At 75.8% G+C, this 19290-nt stretch carries 9 protein-coding genes; 5 read left to right on the top strand and 4 right to left on the bottom strand.

Translation table 11 applies throughout. From position 1 onward, the window contains the following. Positions 1 to 688: 688 nt before the first annotated feature. Complete coding sequence (locus tag ABZ719_RS11365) at positions 689 to 2794, top strand: flotillin family protein (RefSeq protein ID WP_366724971.1); 2106 nt, start codon at positions 689 to 691, stop codon at positions 2792 to 2794. A 97-nt stretch (positions 2795 to 2891) separates the two neighbouring features. Continuing rightward, the gene (locus ABZ719_RS11360) at positions 2892 to 8054 is read left to right on the top strand and encodes a DNA repair ATPase (protein WP_366724970.1); all 5163 of its coding nucleotides are present in this window, start codon (positions 2892 to 2894) and stop codon (positions 8052 to 8054) included. Here the strand turns inward: ABZ719_RS11360 and ABZ719_RS11355 are convergent. Together ABZ719_RS11355 and ABZ719_RS11350 are read right to left on the bottom strand one after the other, a co-directional pair. Next, a complete protein-coding gene (locus ABZ719_RS11355) occupies positions 8042 to 8671 on the bottom strand; it encodes a phosphatase PAP2 family protein (RefSeq protein ID WP_366724969.1) in 630 nt (209 codons plus the stop codon). The two genes, ABZ719_RS11360 and ABZ719_RS11355, sit on opposite strands and share 13 nt — an antisense overlap. 327 nt (positions 8672 to 8998) lie before the next feature. Beyond that, positions 8999 to 9385 (bottom strand): MerR family transcriptional regulator, encoded by a 387-nt coding sequence (locus ABZ719_RS11350; RefSeq protein WP_366724968.1) that lies wholly within the window; start codon positions 9383 to 9385, stop codon positions 8999 to 9001. 65 nt (positions 9386 to 9450) lie between these two features. Here ABZ719_RS11350 and ABZ719_RS11345 point away from each other — a divergent pair, with 65 nt between their 5' ends. Then, on the top strand, positions 9451 to 10698 hold the full coding sequence (locus tag ABZ719_RS11345; RefSeq protein WP_366724967.1) for an MFS transporter: 1248 nt from the start codon (positions 9451 to 9453) through the stop codon (positions 10696 to 10698). Positions 10699 to 10766: 68 nt separating this feature from the next. On the opposite strand, the gene ABZ719_RS11340 is transcribed toward ABZ719_RS11345, so the two are convergent. Continuing rightward, positions 10767 to 12131: an alkaline phosphatase gene (locus ABZ719_RS11340; RefSeq protein ID WP_366724966.1), complete on the bottom strand. Its 1365-nt coding sequence runs from the start codon at positions 12129 to 12131 to the stop codon at positions 10767 to 10769. A 420-nt stretch (positions 12132 to 12551) separates the two neighbouring features. Then, on the bottom strand, positions 12552 to 13979 hold the full coding sequence (locus ABZ719_RS11335; protein ID WP_366725095.1) for a hypothetical protein: 1428 nt from the start codon (positions 13977 to 13979) through the stop codon (positions 12552 to 12554). A gap of 123 nt (positions 13980 to 14102) precedes the next feature. Here ABZ719_RS11335 and ABZ719_RS11330 point away from each other — a divergent pair, with 123 nt between their 5' ends. Beyond that, positions 14103 to 16826: an ATP-binding protein gene (locus tag ABZ719_RS11330; protein WP_366724965.1), complete on the top strand. Its 2724-nt coding sequence runs from the start codon at positions 14103 to 14105 to the stop codon at positions 16824 to 16826. Beyond that, positions 16823 to 19186 carry a benzoate transporter gene (locus ABZ719_RS11325; RefSeq protein WP_366724964.1) on the top strand — a complete coding sequence of 788 codons (2364 nt, stop codon included), beginning with the start codon at positions 16823 to 16825 and terminating at the stop codon, positions 19184 to 19186. The genes ABZ719_RS11330 and ABZ719_RS11325 overlap by 4 nt, the downstream gene beginning before the upstream one ends. The last annotated feature ends 104 nt before the right edge of the window (positions 19187 to 19290 follow it).

Raw genomic sequence — 19290 nt, 5'->3', positions numbered from 1 at the left:
AGTACGTGCAGTACGAGGGCGGTGCTCCGCCCGGCCACGGGTGCGGTTCCGGCATGGAGGCAGGGGCGAAGACTGCCGGGAACCGGCAATGCGCGACGCGCCTGTACGCGGGCATGATGGCGCCAGGGGAGCACTACGGACGGTTTCCGATGCCGGGACCCGGCAGCGTCGGACCGCGCCGGGAACCGTACGGGGGAGAGGAACGGGGGAGAGGGGGATTCACCTGCGCGGCCGTCACGGCCGCCGGGGGGCCGCGCAGGTGAGGGCCGTCCGGGACCGCACCGCCGGGACAGCCGGCCGCCAGCCGCCCGCAACCGGCCGAGCCGGGCGCGGGAACGGCCACCGGAACCGGTCTTCGTACGCGGGGGACCGGAGCCGGGACCGGTCTTCGTACGCGGGTGCCGGAGCCGGGACCGGTCTTCGCGCTTCGTGCGGGGAACGGACCCCGGAACCGGCCGCCGTACGGGGGGACGTACACCGGAACCGGCCGCCGTACGCGAGGACGTACACCGCAACCGGTGGCGCGGGCGGGCGCCGCGGGAACGGACGCGGAAAGCGGTGCGCGCGGAGCAGGAACCGGGACCGGCGGCCGGGCGTCGATAGCTGACACCGAGACACCGGGCCCGCCGACCGGGTCCGAAGTCGCCGCCCGCACGCCACAACTTCGTTACTCCAGGGGACGTTTGCCATGGTTGTCATCGGCGCGCTCGTCGCGGCCATCCTGATTCTCGTACTGCTCGCGCTGTTCGCCTTCTCCCGGCTGTTCCGCAAGGTGGAGCAGGGCAAGGCGCTCATCGTCTCCAAGACCCGCAAGGTCGACGTGACCTTCACCGGGCAGGTCGTGCTGCCGGTGCTGCACAAGGCCGAGGTGATGGACATCTCGGTGAAGGCCATCGAGATCACCCGCTCGGGGCGCGACGGGCTCATCTGCCGGGACAACATCCGCGCCGACATCCGCATCTCGTTCTTCGTGAAGGTCAACAAGACCGCCGAGGACGTCATCAAGGTCGCCCAGGCCGTCGGCACCGCGCGCGCCAGCCACCAGGACACCCTGCAGGAGCTGTTCCACGCGAAGTTCTCCGAGGCGCTGAAGACCGTCGGCAAGCAGATGGACTTCACCGACCTCTACACCAAGCGCGAGGAACTGCGGTACCACATCATCGAGTTGATCGGTGTCGACCTCAACGGCTACCACCTGGAGGACGCGGCGATCGACTACCTGGAGCAGACGCCGCTGTCCCAGCTCGACCCGGCCAACGTCCTCGACGCGCAGGGCATCCGGAAGATCACCGAGCTGACGGCCGTCGAGCACGTGCGCACCAACGAGGCGCAGCGCACCGAGGAGAAGGAGATCACCCGGCAGAACGTCGACGCGCGCGAGACCATCCTGGAGCTGGAGCGCCGGCAGGCGGACGCCGAGATCAAGCAGAAGCGGGAGATCGAGACCTCCCGGGCCCGCGAGGAGGCCGAGACCGCCCGGGTCGTCGAGGAGGAGCGGCTGCGCGCCCAGAGCGCCTTCCTGCGCACCGAGGAACAGCTCGGGGTGCAGCGAGAGAACCAGGCCCGCGAGGTCGCCGTCGCCGCGAAGAACCGCGAGCGGGTCATCGCCGTCGAGAACGAGCGCATCGAGAAGGACCGCATGCTGGAGGTCATCGCCCGCGAGCGCGAGACCCAGCTGACGAAGATCTCCGCCGACAAGGAGGTCGAGGCGGAGAAGCGGGAGATCGCCGAGGTCGTGCGCGAGCGGGTCGCGGTGGACCGCACCGTCGCCGAGCAGGAGGAGTCCATCAAGAAGCTGCGCGCGGTCGAGGAGGCGGAGCGCGAGCGGCAGGCGGTCATCATCGCGGCCGAGGCGGAGGCGCAGGAGAAGCTGGTCAAGGACATCAAGGCCGCGGAGGCCGCCGAGCAGGCCGCGACGCACCGCGCCGCCGAGTCGCTGACCCTGGCCGAGGCCCGGCTGAAGTCCGCCGACCTGGAGGCCCGCGCCAAGCTGCGGATGGCCGAGGGCATCCAGGCGGAGGCCGCCGCCGAGGGGCTGGCCGCGGTGCAGGTCCGCGACAAGGAGGCCGAGGTCATCGAGAAGGCCGGGCGCGCGGAGGCCGAGGCCACGCAGGCCCGGATGCTCGCGGAGGCCGAGGGCACCCAGGCCCGGATGCGGGCCGAGGCCCAGGGCACCGAGGCGCGGCTGCGGGCCGAGGCCGAGGGCGCGCAGGCCAAGGCGCTGGCCGAGGCGACCGCGATCGGCGAGAAGCTGAAGGCGGAGGCGGCGGGCCTGACCGAGAAGGCTGCGGCGATGGCCGCCCTGGACGAGGCCTCGCGCGGTCACGAGGAGTACCGGCTGCGCCTCCAGGCGGAGAAGGAGATCCGGCTCGCCGGGCTCGACGTGCAGCGCCAGGTCGCCGAGGCGCAGGCCACGGTGCTGGCGACCGGCCTGGAGAACGCCGACATCGACATCGTCGGCGGCGACTCGGTCTTCTTCGACCGGCTGGTGAACGCGATCTCGCTCGGCAAGGGCGTCGACGGGTTCGTCGAGCACTCGGGGACGGCGCAGGCGCTGGCCGGGCCCTACCTGGACGGTTCGGCGAGCCTCGCCGACGACCTGGGCCGGATCCTCGGCTCGGTCTCCACGGCCGACGTGCAGAACCTGACCGTGTCCGCACTGCTGATGAAGCTGATGAACTCCGGCGGCACGCACGCCGGCCGGTTCCAGCAGCTCCTGGACCGCGCGGGCGAACTGGGCCTGGCCGACACCCCGGTCACCGCCCTCGCCGTCAACGGCACCACCCGGGTCTGACGGTCCAGGGGGCCCGGCTCAGCCGCCGTACGGGGGGCGGCGGCTGCGCCGGGCCCGCGCTCCCCACCATCCCGAGCCTTCGAAGGGACGCACGTCCATGGCAACCGCCCAGCAGCCGGGTCCGTACGGCGCCGTGGACAGCGGCACCTACGAGGTGCTGCGCGACCGGCTGGCCGCGCAGGCCGCGGAGCTGGCCCGCGGCGCCGAAGCGCTCAACGCCCGCCGGGCCGCGGAGTTCGGCGCCACCCGGCTCGACCTGACCGGCACCGGGCGGCTGCGCACCGAGCACCCGAGCGTCCCCCGGGACGTCGTCGCCGTCGGGGACCGGCTGCTGTTCGGGTACAACGGCGCGCACGCCGGCCCGGACGACGGCACCCGGCCCGAGCCCCGCGTCGGCGACGTCCTCGCCCTGTACGACCGGGACCTGGAACCGCTGCCCGAGGACGCCGTCCCCGGCCTGCTCGACGACCCGGCGTTCGTACGGGAGTTCGCGGCCCTGCACCGCTACTACCGGCAGGCCCGGCTGCTGCGGCTGCACCGGGTGGAGGGGCGGCTGCTGGCCGTCTTCCGCACCGGTGAGAAGGCCGGTGACATCCGCGTCCTGCGCTGGAACCTGACCGGTGACGGGCGGGCCGCCTTCCTCGACGCGCGCGGCGAACGCGACCACGTGCTGCCGCCCGCCCACGACTTCACCTGGACCGAGGCGACCCGCGAGGACCAGCGCCTCGGCCGCCACCCGCACGTCGCGGTCGCCGGCGAGATCTACGTCTCCACCGTCGGCGGCACCCTCACCGTCAAGACCGAGGACGACACCGAGAGCGGCGAGGGCGTCCACAGCGAGCCGGTGGACGAGCCGCTGCAGGCGCTCGCCGACGCCGAGATCGCGCACGCGCGCGTCGGCGCGCTGATCCTGCTGCGCGTCCGCCCCTACAAGGAGGACGCCCACCGCCACCTGGTCTTCAACACCCTCACCCGCTCGGTCGTCCGCCTCGACGGCATCGGCCGGGCCTGCCGCCGCCTGCCCGAGGACCAGGGCATCGTCTTCCCCGGCGGCTACTGCCTGGCCACCGGGGCGCACAAGACGTACGAACTGGACACGAGCGGCCTGGAGTTCGAGCGCGAGGTGCGCTCGCCCTACGGCGAGGACGTGCTGTACGCCTTCCACGCGCCCGCCGAGGGGCGCGCCCTGCTGCTGTCGTACAACACCATCCGCGAGGAGGCCGCGACCCCGCTGACCTGCCACGGCTGGGCGCTGTTCGAGGACGGCGCGCTGCTCGCGCTGCGCGCGGAGGCGGCGGGCACGGCCCCGGAGCCGGCCCGGGTGCACCCGGCCCAGCGGTGGACCTCCCCGTACGTCTCCGACACGCACGCCGCCGCCACCGCGGGCACCGGCCCCCTGGCCCGCGTCGGCAACGCCGACCTGGTGCGCGGCATCTCCGACTGCCTGTCCATCAGCCGCGCCGTCGCCGAGACCACACCGACCGTGGAGGTCTACGAGGCGCTGGCCGCCGCCTGCGTGCGCGCCGCCGACACCCACCACTGGCTGGGCGAGGCCGGCCTCGGGGACCTGCGCACCCCCCTGGAGGCCGTACGGGCCACCGCCGAGCAGGTGCTGGGCGAGTTCCGCACCGTGCGGGAGCTGACCCGGCGGGCGGCCGAGGCGCTCGAGGAGGCCGCCGAACGGCTCGCCGCCGTGGTGCGGCGGCTGCGCGGCGAGGCACCGCGCGGCGCCGCCGCCTGGGTGAGCGGCCTGACCGAACTGCGCCGGGCCCAGGGGCACCTGCTCACCCTGAAGGAGATGCGCTACGCCGACACCGCCCGCATCGACGAACTCGCCGCCGGGGCCGAGAGCGACCTCGCCGCCTTCGGCAAGCGCGCCGTGGCCTTCCTCGCCCGCGAGGACGCCTTCGCCGACCACCTCCGGGAGGTCGGACAGCTCGCCGCGGACGCCGGGGCGATCGAGTCCGTGGCCGCGGCGCGGCCGGTCGCCGCCCGGCTCGACGACCTGGCCGGCACGCTGCGCACGGTCACCGAGGTCGTCGCGGGCCTCGACATCGGCGACGCCACCGTGCGCACCTCGGTCCTCCAGCACGTCGCCGGGGTGCTCGGCGGGGTCAACCGTGCCCGCGCCCTCCTCGACGCCCGCCGCCGGGAACTGGGCGAACGCGAGGGCCGCGCCGAGTTCGCCGCCGAGTTCGCGCTGCTCGGACAGGCCGTCACCGGCGCGCTGGCCGCCGCCGGCAGCCCCGAGGCGTGCGACGAGCAGCTGTCGGGCGCGCTGGCGCGGCTGGAGGACCTGGAGTCCCGCTTCGCCGAGTACGACGACTTCCTCGGCGAGCTGACCACCAAGCGCACCGAGGTCCACGACGCGTTCTCCGCCCGCAAGCAGGCACTCCTGGACGCCCGCGCCCGCCGTGCCGGACAGCTCGCCGAGGCCGCCGGCCGCATCCTGCTGACGGTCGCCCGGCGCGCGGCCGGCCTCGCCGACGCCGACGCGGTCAGCACCTACTTCGCCTCCGACCCGATGGTCGCCAAGGTCCGCCGCACCGCCGCCGAACTGCGCGAGATCGGCGATCCGGTGCGGGCGGAGGAGCTGGACGGCCGGCTCAAGGCCGCCCGCCAGGAGGCCGGCCGGGCGCTGCGCGACCGCACCGACCTGTACGACGACGGCGGCCGGACCATCCGCCTGGGCAGCCACCGCTTCGCCGTCACGACCCAGCCCCTCGACCTCACCCTGGTCCCCGACGGCGACGGCCTCGCCTTCGCGCTGGCCGGCACCGACTACCGCTCCCCGGTCACCGGCCCGGGCGCCGCCGCGCTGCGCGCGTACGCGGACCGGCAGCTGCCATCGGAGTCGCCGGAGGTCTACCGCGGCGAGTACCTGGCCGCCCGGCTGCTGCGCGAGCACGGGCCGGCCGCGCTCGCGGCCGCCGACGACCTGCCGGGACTGGTCCGCCGGGCCGCCGAGGAGGCCTACGACGAGGGGTACGAGCGGGGTGTCCACGACCACGACGCCACGGCCGTCCTCACCGCCCTGCTCCCGCTGTACGAACGGGTGGGCGTGCTGCGCCACGAACCCGCCGCCCGCGCCGCCGCCCAGTTGTTCTGGGCGCACGGCACCGCGCCGGACGCCCGCGCCGCCTGGACCCGGCGGGCCCGCTCCCTGGCCCGGGCCCGAGACACGTTCGGCCCGGCGGCGGCGGGCGCCGTGACCGAACTGGAGGAGGAACTCGCGGAGGCGATCGTGGGATGGACGGCCGGGGCCGCCGCCCGCACGGACGGGTGGGGGCCCGTCCCGGGCGAGGGCGCCGGGACCGGTGGCGCCCAGGACCGGGGGGCCGGGCTTGCGCGGGCGGCCGGCGGGGGGCCGGGGGCGTCCGGCGGGGGCGGCCCGGAGGCCGCCGGCGAGCGGCCGGACGCGCACCCCGCCGGGGACACGGACGGCGCTCGGGAGGCGGCGCGCGCCGCCGCCGCGTACCTCTTCGAGGAGCTGACGACCGGTCCCGACGGCTTCGCCGTCGCCGCCGCCACCCGCACCCTGCTGGACAAGTTCCGCCGGACCGTGGGCGGGTCGGCCTACGACGAGGACCTGGCCGCGCTCGGTGACCTGGCCGCGCGCCGCCAGCTCGCCGGGGCGTGGCTGTCGGCGTACGCCGACTCCACCGGCAGCGAGGTCACGGCCGGGGACCTGGCCGAGGCGGTGGCCGCCGAGCTGTGCGCGGACCTGCCGCGCTACGAGTGCGACGCCTCCCCGGTGACCGTGGCCGAGGGGCTGCTCGGCACCCACCCGCGCATCCACGGCCGCTCCCTTGCGCTGCGGCTCGACGAGTTCCTGGCCCGCACGGACCGCTTCGCGCGCCGTGACGTCCCCGCCTTCCGGGCGCACCAGCGCCGGCGCGCCGAACTGGTGGCGGCCGAGCGCGCGCGGCTCCGGCTGGACGAGCACCGCCCGCGTTCCCTGGCGGCCTTCGTCCGCAACCGCCTCATCGACGAGGTGTACCTGCCGCTCGTCGGCGACAGCCTGGCCCGCCAGATCGGCACCGCGGGGCAGGACAAGCGGACCGACACCGGTGGTCTGCTGCTGCTCGTCTCCCCGCCCGGCTACGGCAAGACGACGCTGATGGAGTACGTCGCCGACCGGCTGGGACTGATGATGGTGCGGGTCAGCGGCCCGGCCCTCGGCCACGCGGTCACCTCGCTCGACCCGGCCGAGGCCCCGAACGCCACCGCCCGCCAGGAGGTCGAGAAGATCAACTTCGCGCTGGCGGCGGGCAACAACACGCTGCTGCACCTGGACGACATCCAGCACACCTCACCCGAGCTGCTGCAGAAGTTCATCCCGCTGTGCGACGCCACCCGCCGCGTCGAGGGCGTGCGCGACGGCGAGCCGCGCACCTACGACCTGCGCGGCAAGCGCTTCGCGGTCTGCATGACCGGCAACCCGTACACCGAGTCCGGCGAGCGCTTCCGCGTGCCCGACATGCTCGCCGACCGCGCCGACGTGTGGAACCTCGGTGACGTGCTCACCGGCAAGGAGGACGTCTTCGCGCTGAGCTTCCTGGAGAACGCGCTCACCGCCAACCCGGTGCTCGCGCCGCTGGCCGGCCGCGACCGCCAGGACCTCCAGCTGCTGGTCCGGCTGGCGCAGGGGGACCCCGCGGCCCGCGCGGACCGGCTCGCGCACCCCTGCGCCCCGGCCGAGCTGGAGCAGATCACGGGCGTGCTGCGCCACCTGCTCACCGCGCGGGAGACGGTCCTCGCGGTGAACGCCGCGTACATCGCCTCCGCCGCCCGCTCGCAGGAGACGCGCACCGAGCCGCCGTTCCGGCTCCAGGGTTCGTACCGCACCATGAACAAGATCGCGCAGCGGCTGCGGCCGGTCATGAACGAGGCCGAGGCGGCCGCCGTCGTCGTGGACCACTTCACGGCCGAGGCGCAGACCCTCGCCACCGGGGCGGAGGCCAACCTGCTGAAGCTGGCCGAGCTGCGCGGCACGCTCACCGCGGAGCAGGCGGAGCGCTGGGCGGCCCTGAAGGCCGCGTACGCCCGCGGCCGGGCGCTGGGCGGCCCCGCCGAGGACCCGCTGGTCCGCGCGACCGCCGCCCTCGCCCTGCTGGCCGACCGCCTGGCCGCCGTCGAAGCGGCCCTCACGGGCGGGACGGCTCGGCCCGGCGGTGCGGCGCACCCCCGGCACGCGGCGGCCCCGGCCGCGGGGGCCGGGGCCGGGAACGCGGCCGGGGAGGACGCTCAGGGCGTCTGAGCGGCGAGCAGCGGGCGCAGCGCCCCCGCCCGCAGGCGCTGCACCAGCGGGGTGCAGAACCGGAAGGCCAGCAGCACGACGAGGACGGAGACGAGGCTGCCGACCACGGCGCCGACGGCGACGTCGTGCGGGTAGTGGGCGCCGACGTAGACCCGCGAGGCGCCCATCGCCACGGCGGCGAGCAGCGCGATCGAGCCCAGCCACCGGCTGACGATCAGCAGCGCGACCGCGAAGGCGAAGGCGACCGTGGTGTGGTTGCTGGGGAAGGCGTAGTCGTCCACCGGGGGGCACGCCTCGATGAGGAAGTCGTGCGGCAGGGCCCGGCAGGGGCGGGGCTCCTCGAAGACGTCCTTGATGCCGGTGTTGGCGACGTAGGAGATGACGACGGCGAACGGCGTCGCCAGTACGGCGGTCATCACCGAGTTCCCCTGCCGCCGGGCGCCCCACCAGGCCGCCAGCAGCAGGACCACGAAGACGCCCATGCCGACGGAGGAGTAGGCGGCGGCCGTCCCGTTCAGCCAGTGCGTGTGGCGGGCGAAGTCGGTGACGTCGGTGTAGAGGCCGCCGTCGATGGACGCGCCGTCGAGCGCAAGGGCGGTCGGGGAGGAAGTCGTCATCAGGTGGATCTCCGGGCCAGGTTCTCTAGGGCGGGAGCGCCGCGGTGAACGCTCGTGGGTGCAGGAGTGGAATCCTCGTGAAGTCGGGTTGTCCGACAGATGAACGTCTACAGGTTGGTAGACGTTAGCAGCCGGAGGTGTGGTTGCCCGGACGGCCGGGTCGGTGCCGTGAGCCGGGGCACGCTCCGGGGCGGGGAGCGCCGCGGGTGGCCGGGGGCGCGCGGGCCGCGGTCGTGCGCGGGGGGCGCGGAAGAGCGCGGCGGGCGAGGCCGTACGGCGCCCGCACGTGCCGGACGGCGGTGACCCGCTGCGCGGCGGACGAGACCGTCAGGCGGGGGACGGGGCGGCGCCCCGCTGCTCGGCGAGGACGGCGTCCACGTACACGGCGATGGCGTCCCGGCTGCGCACCAGGCACTCGATCCGCCGCGTCATCCGGTCGCGCTCGCGCTCCAGTGTGGCGATCGTCTCCGGGGTGGCGTCGGCGACCTGGATGGACCGGGGCTTCTTCAGGCAGGGCAGGATCTGCTTGATGACCCGGGTGGGCAGCCCGGAGTCCAGCAGCCCCCTGATCTGGAGCACGCGGTCCACGCTGCGCTCGTCGTAGTCGCGGTAGCCGTTCGGGCAGCGTTCGGAGGTGAGCAGCCCCTGCTCCTCGTAGTAGCGCAGCAGCCGGCGCGGGGTTCCCGTGCGGTCGGACAGCTCCCCGATGCGCATGTGACCCACCTCACACCATGTCGCGTTGACCCTCACATACATGTGAAGGTTGAACTCTAACAGGCATGTCGATGTCGCAGATGTCCGAGCCCGGACGCCCGACGGACGTCCCTGCTGCCGGACCCTCCACCGCGCCCCCGCCCGGCCAAGAACGCGGCGGGCTCCCGCTCTCCCCGCTGCTCGCCCTGGCCACGGCGGCCTTCATGGCCATTGTCACCGAGGCCCTGCCGGCCGGTGTGCTGCCCGAGATGGCCCGCGGCCTCTCCGTCGGCGAGTCCGCCGCCGGGCAGACCCTGACGGTCTACGCCGTCGCCACCGGCCTGACGGCGCTGCCCGTGACCGCGGCCACGGCTGCCTGGCGCCGCAAGCGGCTGGTCCTGGCGGCCGTCGTCACCTTCGCCGTGGCCAACACGGTGACCGCGCTCTCCTCCGACTACCTGCTGACCATGGCGGTCCGCGCCGCCGCCGGGGTCGCCGCCGCCGTGGTGTGGGCCGAACTCGTCGGGTACGCCCGCCGGTTGGCGCCCCCGCACCTGGTGGGCCGGGCCATCGCGATCACCATGGCCGGAGTTCCGCTGGCGCTCTCCCTGGGCATCCCCCTCGGCACCCTGCTGGGCGGCCTGGTCGGCTGGCGGGCGACGTTCGTCCTGGTGAGCGCGGTCTCGGCGGGGCTCGCCGGGTGGATCGCCGTGTCGGTCCCGGACCACCCCGGCCGGCGGTCCCGGACCAGGGAGCCGGTGCTGGGGGCGCTGCGGCTGCCCGGAGTGGTCCCGGTGCTGTTCGTCGTCGCCGCCTACGTCCTGGCGCACAACATCCTCTACACCTACGTCGCCGCGTTCCTGGACGCGCGCGGCATGGGCGGCGCCCGGGACACGGTCCTGCTGGTGCTCGGCGTCGCCTCGGTGGCGGGCATCGCCGTCACCGGCGCCCTGGTCGACCGCCTGCTGCGGCCGCTGACGCTGGCGAGCACCGCGGCCTTCCTGACGGCCGCCGCGCTGCTGGCCGTGCCCGGCGGCGGCGCCGCCCTGGTGTACCCGGCGGTGGTGCTGTGGGGCCTGGGCTGGGGCGGGGTGTCCACCCTGCTGCAGACGGCGGTGACCGGGGCCGGCGGCGACCGGGCGCAGCCCCTGCTGGTGACCACCTGGAACTCGTTCATGGCCGTCGGCGGAGCGGCGGGCGGCCTCCTGCTCGACGCGGCCGGGCCGGGCTCCTTCCCGTGGACGGTGCTGGCCCTGCTGGTGCCGGTGCTGCTCGTCGTGGCCGGGGCGCGCAGGCACGGCTTCCCCGCCCTGCGCGCCCCGGAAAAGCGCTGAGGGGTGCGGGGAGAGGAGGTGTCGCTCCTCTCCCCGCACCCGCTCGGGCGGCCGACGGGCCGCGGGACTCAGCGCAGGCGCAGGGCCTCGCGCACGGTGGTGAACAGGTCGGTCTGGTCGGTGACGCCGAGGACGCGGTAGGCCTGCGGTCCCTGGGCGGCGATACGGACCTCGGTGCCGGTGTGCTCCTGGGACTGGCCCGGCGTGTTGGTCGAGTAGTTGACCTTCAGCTGCCGGCCCTCGTCGGTGACCAGGGTGGAGGACAGCCCGGGCGGGGTGGCGTCCACCGGGACGATCTGGCTGCTGTGGCCGTGGTCGGCGGTGGTCACCACGAGCGTGTCGGGGTGCTTGGCGGCGTAGTCGCGGGCCACCTCGACCGCCCGGTCGAAGGCCGCGGTCTCACCGATCTGGCCGCACGGGTCGGCGGCGTGGTCCTGCTTGTCGATCGAGGCGCCCTCGATCTGCAGGAAGAAGCCCTGCTGGGAGTGGCCGTGCCGCTGCTTGGCCTCCAGGAGCTGGATCGCCTTGGTGGCGGAGTCGGCCAGGCTCGGCGTGCTCGCCGGGCGCTGCGGGTTGGAGGTCACGCACCGCTGCGGGGCGGTGCCGCCGACGGCGGCCGCCTTGCCGGTCCACTCCACCGGCACGTTGCCCTGGGCGAACAGGCCGAGGACCGGCCGGCCCGGCTTCGCCGCCTTCATCGACGCGGCGTCGGTGACGACCTGGTAGCCGAGCTTCTGCGCCTGCTGGGTGACGGTCAGTCCCTTGTACTTCCCGTCGGTGACCTTCTGGTCGAAGCGCTGCCTGCCGCCGCCGAAGAGGACGTCCACCTTGTGGTTGACGGACTGCTCGGCGATGGAGCCGGGGCCGCCGGCCCGGAGGGTGTCCGTGGGGCACTTGGCCATGTCGGCCGGTCCCTGGCAGGAACGGTCGGTGGCGTGCGAGGCGAGCACCGCCGGGGTGGCGTCGGTGAGTTCCGCGGTGGTGACGCTGCCGGTCGCGTAGCCGTTCTTCTGCGCCAGCTCCAGGATCGTGGGGACGGCCTTGTCCGTGTCCGGCGTCTTGGAGATGCGGCCGTTGACCGTCTTGCGGCCGGTGGCCCAGCCGGTGCCGCTGGCGGCGGAGTCGGTGACGTAGTCGGGGGTGCCGTCGGCGTGCACCGCGTACGTCGTGTAGGCGCCGGTGAGCGGGAACCGGTCCATGTTCAGACGGCCGGCCGCGCCCACCGTGTAGTCCCGGGCGAGGGTGATCTCGGAGTCACCCATACCGTCGCCGATCAGCAGGATGACGTTCTTCGCCTTGCCGCCCTGGACGGCGTGCCGGGCGTGCTGCGCGGTGTCCGAGGCGCCGGCCACGGTGGTGGCGGTCAGGGCGGCCGCGGTGGCGGCGGCCAGCGCGGTGGCGATCGTGAGCTGGCGACGGGTGGGTCTGTGCATGGGAGCGACTCCTTGGAACGGCCGTACGACGGGTGTGGCGTACGGATGCCTTGCGGCTGCCGACGGAGTGCAGCCCACCAGTCCTTGGTGAACCACGGGGAAAGACCTGACCCGGCCTTGGTTGCGCGGGCATGACGGCCGCCGTGCCCGCAGGGGCGGGACGGTGGCCGTGTCCGTACGGGCGGGACGGCCGCGGTCGCGCGGGCGGGGCGCCTGTTCCTCGGCCGTGAGGTTCTCGGCGAGCGTGACCGGCTGCGGATGCGCGGGTGTGACGACTGCCGGATGTGCGGGTGGACCGGCCGCCGGGGGCGCGTCGGGTGGGCAGGGCGACAGCCGGTCGGGCGGGTGCGAGGGCCGCCGGTCGGGCGGATGTGACGGTCGCCTCCACGCGCGAGCGCGCCGCCCGGCGGCCGTCCGCGGTCAGCCGTCGCGCTCCGGCCCGGTCGGTCCCGCCAGGACGAGCTGGGTCAGCGGCGTGTCGTCGCCCGAGTCGAGCGTGACCCGGTACAGCCCCGGCGACGGCACGGTGACACGTCCGGTGACGACCTCGTCGCCCCACTCCCCGGCGCCCCCCGCGTCCCCCGCCTCCTCCACGTACTCGGCGTACAGAGCGGTGCGCGCGCGGAAGCCGCCCGGCGCGCCCACCTCCTCGACCGTGCACTCCAGCCCCGCCGGGCCGTCCGCGCCGTGCACGTGGACCGGCCACGGCGTGCCGGGCGCGACGAGGTCCGGCACCCGCAGCCCCAGGCCCGCCGCGGCCTGCGGCGGGCCGAGGTGCTCGTCCTCCTCCAGGAACGAGGTGACCGCGTCCAGTGCCGCCTGCCCCTTGGCCAGTGCCCCGTGCTGGAGGGCCAGCGGCACCGTCGCCCGGGTCAGGGAGGCGGACTCCTTGTGCACGGTTCCGTCGCCCGCCACGTCGAAGCGGCGCGGCACACCGTCCGCGTCCCGCATCAGCTCGCCGTCGCTGTGCTGCCGGTAGCAGTGCTCGAAGGGCACCACGACGCCCTGGCGCAGCGCCAGCGACTGCACCGTGCGCTGGCTGATGCCGGCCACCGCCCGGTGCCCGGGCAGCGTCCGGCCGCGCAGCCGCTCGTGGAACGCCCGCGACTGCTCGGCGAGGTCCTTGTCCCCGCCGAGGTCGGCGACGTCGACGGGGGTGAGCGCGCGGACGTCCAGGCCCTCGTCCAGGCACGGGAACGTCGGCAGCAGGTCGTGCAGGCCCGGCAGGGTCGTCGCCAGGTCGCGCAGCCGCCCGTGCGGCAGCGGCACCGGCGTGCCCCGGCCGGTGTTGAGGATCAGCGCGGCGGCGGCCGACCCCTGGAAGGGCGTACCGAGCGTGAACACCCCCCGGGTGTCCGCCGCGAGGTCGCCGTCCGGGCCGTCGGTGAGCGCGGCCAGGGTGAGCAGGCCGCCCATGGAGTGGGCGACGAACACCAGCCGGCCCTCGCGCTCGTCGACGCGGTGCCTGCGCGCCGCCGCGTGCGCCGGGTGCGCGCGCCACCGTTCGAGATGCGCCCGCGCCGCCGCGGCGAGCAGGCGTGCGTTGACGGCCACGGGCAGCCGCCAGTCGTAGGGGAACTCCAGCACCGCCGCCGGGTCGGCCACGCTGCGCGTGACGGTCGCGACCAGGTCGGTGTACGGCTCCACCCCGCGCAGCACGGGACTCCAGGCGGGCGTGGCCAGCAGCCGCCGGGCACGGATGCGGCCCAGCCGCCCCTCGCGCTCGTCCGGTGTCAGGTGCAGCGGGCGCAGGCCCCCGGGCGTGGTCCAGGCGCGCAGCAGCCAGCCGGCGTCCGCCAGCCCCCAGACCACCGCGTCCCGCTCCACGTCGTACAGCTCGCTGCCCATGATGCCGGGGACGACGACCACGGCGTCCTGGGTGGTGTTCGGGGACAGGCCGGGCAGGTGATAGGGCCGTTCGGGTGCCGGATACTGCTGCGACGCTGGGCTCATGACGGAAGAATAGGGAGCATGCAGCGGGGGGCGGGCGCACTTGCCGGAAGAGGGAACACGCCGTCGGGCGAGCCGCCGGGCGGACCGGGCGAGGGCGGCCGCGGCCCGGCCGGAGAGCCGGCCGAGCGCGTGCTGGTGACCGTCGCGGTCCGCGACTACGGCGACGACGCGGGCGAGTTCGCCGACGGCATCGACGAACAGCTCGCCGTCCTCGACGAGTGGTGGTGCCCGCCGGGCGCCGCGGAACCCTTCCACAAGGTGCCCCAGCCCGAACTGCTCGAACGCCACGACGTGGAGCGGTTCCTCCACGAGGCCGGGGTGCGCGAGACCCGGGGCAAGGCACTGGTCCTCTTCGTCACCGGACACGGCAGACTGGGCGCCTCGGGCACGCACTTCTTGCAACTGCCGAGGACGGAACCCCGCCGTCAGCTCGCCACGGCCGTGCGCACCAGCGAGATCGTCGCCGCCGCCCTGGACTCGCACGCCGAACACGTCCTGGTCATCGTCAACACCTGCTACGCCCGGGGCGTCGCCGACGAACTGGTGCGGCTGTGCCGGGAGATCGGCCCGAAGCGGCGCCACGGCGGGTCCCTGGAGGTGATCGCCACCTGCGACCACGACCAGCTCGTCCACGTACGGCGCTTCCCGTCGGTGCTGCGCCGCGTCCTCGACCGGCTGCGCACCACCGCGCAGATCACCAGCCCGTGGCTGAGCGTGGCCCACCTGATGACCGAGTTCGAGAACGAGCTGGGCTCCGACGCGGAGCGGCGCAAGCACCGGCTGCACCGGATCGTCGAGGGCGCCGGGCAGACCACCCTCACGCCGTGCCTGCCCAACCCCGGGTACCGGCCGCCGCGCGAGGTGGTCGCACCGGCGCGCCGCCAGGTCGCCACGCCCGCCGACGACATCGACGTGTGGCTCGCCCGGGCCAGCGGACGCCCCCAGGAGGACGACCCGGGCTGGTACTTCAGCGGACGGCGCCGGCTCAACCGGGAACTGACCGCCTTCCTCGGCCGGCCGGGCGGTGTCCTGCTGCTGACCGGCACCGCCGGGAGCGGGAAGTCGGCGGTGCTGGGGCGAGCGGTGACGCTCAGCGACCCGCTGTTTTGCACCCACCCCCGCTACCGCGACGCCGTCGGTTCGGCGCCGCCGGGGACCGTCCCCGCGCCGGACGCCGTCACGGTCGCCGTCCTGGCCCGCCGGCACTCCGCCGCCGACGTGCTGCGGGAACTGCTCCTGGGGCTGGGCGTCGAGCCGGCCCCGCCCGGCCCCACGGACGACCCGGTGGAGCGGTGGACCGCCCTGCTCGACGCCTACCTCGCCGAGCCGGGCGACCCGGTGACCGTGGTGCTGGACGGGCTCGACGAGGCGGTCGAGCCGTTCCGCATCGTGTACGGCGTCCTCGCCCCGCTCAGCGCCCACTGCGCACCCCCGCCCGCGGCCTCCCTCCCGGCCCCCCGCCGCCCCGCCTCCGCCCGGCGGCGCCTCAGCCTGGTCATCGGCGTACGCAGCAGCCGGCCGCCTGCCGGGGAGGAGACCGCGGAGACGGTCACGGGGGGCGCGGAGACGGAGGGGCCGGGCACGGGCGGCTCGGGCACGGAGGGCCCGGCGGCGGGGGGCGTGGGCACGGAGGGCCCGGTCACCGAGGGCCGGGCCGGGGGCGGGGCGGCGAGGGAGGGTGCGGCCATGGAAGGTGCGGTCGCGGGCGGCGCGGACGCGGCGGACCCGGCCGGCGGCGGGCAGGTCACCGGACAGGCGCGGGCCGGGAGCCAGGACCCGGGGCTGCTCTCCGCGTTGCGCGAGGTCTTCCCCTCGGCGACGGTCCTGCGCACGGACGGGCCCGGCAGCCGTGACGACATCGCGGACTACGTGGAGGCGCTCATCGGTCCGGGCCCCGACGGCACCACTGCCCCCGACGGCACCACCGGCTCCGCCGTCCGGGCGGGCGTGCGCGAGGCCGCCGTGACGGTCGCCGACGAGGTGTGGCCCTCGTTCCTCGACGCCCGGCTCGCGGGCGAGCAACTGCGGACCGCCGCCGATCCGGCGGCACTGGTCGCCAGCCCCCGGTGGCGCGAGCTGCTGCACGCGGGGACCACCGGACTGCTCCGCCGCGACCTGCTGCTGGCGGAGGCGGAGGGCCTGCCCGCCGAGGTGGCCCTCGCCCTCCTGCGCTCCGGCGCGTTCGCCCTCGGCGCGGGCATCCCCTGGTCGAACGTGTGGCCGACGGTGGCCGGCGCGCTGTTGGGCCGGCCGATCGAGGACCCGGACCGCATGATCGCCACCCTGCTGCGCGGCGGCCTCTCGGGCTACCTGGCCCACGACCACGAGGACGACCGCCTCGTCTACCGCCCGGCCCACGAACGCCTCGCCGAGATCCTCCGCGACCCCCGCCAGGACCTCCTGGCCGGCCCGCGGGACGGGGACCCGGCGCCGGGCGGGACGGCCGCGCCGGGCGAGGCGGCCGCGCAGGTGGGGGTCCCCGCGCAGGGCGAGGCGGCCGCGCAGCCCGTGGCCGGCCTGCCGGGTGAGGGTCTCCCCGCGGGGAGCGGCGATCCGTCGGACGAGACCGTGCCGTGGCGCGGGACCGTGCCGCCGGGCGGGACCGCAGCGGGGAGTGAAACCCTTCCCGCCCCTGTGGCCCCGCCACCCCCACCCACCCCGCCGACCCAGCCGGCCCTCCCCGCCCCCGCCGCTCCGGCCGCCTCCCCCGAGCACACGAGCCCGCGGGAGCAGCCGGCATGACCAGTGCTGACACGGGCGCCGGCGCCGGGCGCTGGGGTGCGCCGGGCGAGGCGCACCGGCTCATCGCGAAGGCGCTGGCCAAGCTGGTCGCACAGGACCCGGCCGTCCCGCCGCACCCCTATCTGAGCCGGCACCTCGCCGACCACGCCGCGCGGGGTGACGTACTCGACGACGCGCACGTGCCGCTCGCCGTGCTGCCCTGGGAGTCCAGCCGGAAGGTCCGCACGCTGCTGCGGCGCACGGGCGACGCCGGGCAGCGGCAGGAGTGGCTGGAGGCCTGGGCTGGGATCGAACCCTTCCTCGGCGACGCCGGCCCCGGGGCCCGGCTGACGAGCCTGCACCTCGCGCACCACGCCGCGACCCGCCGCCGTACACCGCTGTCGGCCGTGCCCGCGGCGGCGCGGCGGCTGGCGGGTTCGCGCCTCACCCCGCTGTGGAGCGACTGGAGCGCCCCCGACAACGTCCTGGCGGTCACGGACACCGTCATCGAGTCGCTGGCCCACACCACGACGTCGGACGGCCGGCACCTGCTGGTCACCGGCGACAGCCACGGGACGCTGCGCAGGTGGGAGACGTACGGCGCTCCGGTCGGCGCCCCGTCGCACACCCACGGCGGCGCCCTCCAGCACCTGCTGCCCCTGCCGGACGACCTGCTGCTCTCCGGCGGCACGGACGGCACCGTACGGGTGTGGAACAGCGCCCGGGGCCAGCTGCTCTCCGAGGCCGTCCACCGCCCCCGCACCTGGGTCAGCGGCCTCACGCTGCTCACCCCGGCGGACGGCCCGCCCCGCGTGCTCGTCGCCCACAGCGACGGTCACCTCACGGCACTGGATCCGGTCACCTTCCAGGTCGTCGACGACGGGGCGGCCCGGCTTCCGTCCCTGGAGGCCGCACCGGCGATCGTGACCGGCGTGGGACTGGCGCGGGCGCAGGGCACGGCGCTCGCCGTCGCACAGGGCCGGTCCGTGCGCCTGTGGCGGCCGGGCCGGGACATCGTCGAGGTGGGCGAGCACCCGGACGAGGTGCGGGCCGTCGTCGACCTGCCCGCCCCTAACCAGTTCGTGACCTGCGACGACTCGGGACACATCGGGTTCTGGGACGCGACGGCCGAAGGCGGCACGGTGACGGCGGCGCCGTCCCCCGCCCGGTCGCTCACGGCTCTGGTGGCCGTCCCGGTGGACGGCGAGCCGGCCGTGGTCTCCGCCGGAGCCGACCACGTCCTGCGGGTGTGGAGCACCGGCACCTTCCGCACGGTGGGCGGCCCGCTCGAAGGACACACGGCCGCGCCGCTCGCGCTGACCGCCGTACCGGGCGACGCGCCGCTCGTCGTCTCCGCGGGCGCGGACCGGACCCTGCGCCGCTGGAGACTGGCGGGGCACGGCAGCCGCCCGGCACCGCAGGTCCGCCGGTCGGTGACCGCCGCGGCGCTGCCGGGCCGGTCGGTGACCGCCGGGCCGCTCCTGGTCGCCGTGGCCGACGAGGAGGAGGCCGCGCTGTGGAACGCGGACACCGGCGCGCGCGTGCCCCTGCCCGCCGGCGACACCACCGTGACGGCGTTCGCCTGGACCACGGCCTCGGACGGTCCCCTGCTGGTCACCGCGCACAGCGACGCGGGCGTGCAGATGTGGTCGGTCGGCCCGCGCGCCGGCCTCGATCTCGCCGACGCCCCGGCGCGCCGCGGCACCCTGCTCAGCCACAGCCTGCCCGTGCAGACCATGGTGGCCTTCCCGGACGGCGGCCGGACGCTGCTCGCCACCGGCGGCGCGGACGGCACCCTGAGCCTGTGGGACCTCGGCCGCCAGAGCCGGCTCGCGTGCTGGGACGACCACATGCTGAGCGTCCGGGACCTGGCCGTGCTGGAGACCGGGCGGGGGCCGCTCGTCGTCTCGGCCGGGGCGGACGGGACCCTGCGGCGGTGGGACCCCGCCACCGGGCCGGTGGGCACGCCCGTCCACTGCGGCCAGCAGGGGGTGCACGCCGTGGCCGTCGTACCGGCGGCGCCCGGCGAGCGGGCGCTCGTGGCGTCGGGCGGCGAGGACGGGACCGTACGCCTGTGGGACGCCGGGACGCTGCGGCCGGACGGTGACGCGCTGGACGCCGCCGACGGGCCGGTCACCGCGCTCACCTGCTTCCCCGGGCCCGACGGCCGGCCCCACCTGGCGGCCACCGGGCCCGGCGGGACCGTCCACGTGTGGGACGTCACCGCCCGCGGCCGGGTGACCCGCATCGTGACCGGCAGCCCACTCGGCGTCCTGCAGGCACGGCCGGCCGACGGTACGGACCCGGACGGGCACCCCGTGCTCCTGGTGGCCGGAAAGGCGGGTCTGAGCGTGTTCGAACTGAACCTGGGGGATTACTGAGGTTCGAGCGCCTTTGCCGACCCCCGGCCCACCCCGGCGGCGCTCCCAGGGCGGACGTGCGCCCTCCGGATGCCTCCGCGCCTCCCCCACGCGCCCCCGTGGGC

The organism is Streptomyces sp. NPDC006743, from assembly GCF_040703815.1.
Taxonomy (GTDB): domain Bacteria; phylum Actinomycetota; class Actinomycetes; order Streptomycetales; family Streptomycetaceae; genus Streptomyces.
The sequence above is the reverse complement of the archived record's forward strand: the minus strand, read 5'-3'. Positions and strand labels throughout refer to the sequence as shown.

Bases quoted from the DNA above. Each gene is read 5' to 3' on its own strand.
- ABZ719_RS11365 (WP_366724971.1), top strand. From the start codon at position 689: ATGGTTGTCATCGGCGCGCTCGTCGCGGCCATCCTGATTCTCGTACTG.
- ABZ719_RS11360 (WP_366724970.1), top strand. From the start codon at position 2,892: ATGGCAACCGCCCAGCAGCCGGGTCCGTACGGCGCCGTGGACAGCGGC.
- ABZ719_RS11355 (WP_366724969.1), bottom strand. From the start codon at position 8,671: ATGACGACTTCCTCCCCGACCGCCCTTGCGCTCGACGGCGCGTCCATC.
- ABZ719_RS11350 (WP_366724968.1), bottom strand. From the start codon at position 9,385: ATGCGCATCGGGGAGCTGTCCGACCGCACGGGAACCCCGCGCCGGCTG.
- ABZ719_RS11345 (WP_366724967.1), top strand. From the start codon at position 9,451: ATGTCGATGTCGCAGATGTCCGAGCCCGGACGCCCGACGGACGTCCCT.
- ABZ719_RS11340 (WP_366724966.1), bottom strand. From the start codon at position 12,131: ATGCACAGACCCACCCGTCGCCAGCTCACGATCGCCACCGCGCTGGCC.
- ABZ719_RS11335 (WP_366725095.1), bottom strand. From the start codon at position 13,979: ATGGGCAGCGAGCTGTACGACGTGGAGCGGGACGCGGTGGTCTGGGGG.
- ABZ719_RS11330 (WP_366724965.1), top strand. From the start codon at position 14,103: ATGCAGCGGGGGGCGGGCGCACTTGCCGGAAGAGGGAACACGCCGTCG.
- ABZ719_RS11325 (WP_366724964.1), top strand. From the start codon at position 16,823: ATGACCAGTGCTGACACGGGCGCCGGCGCCGGGCGCTGGGGTGCGCCG.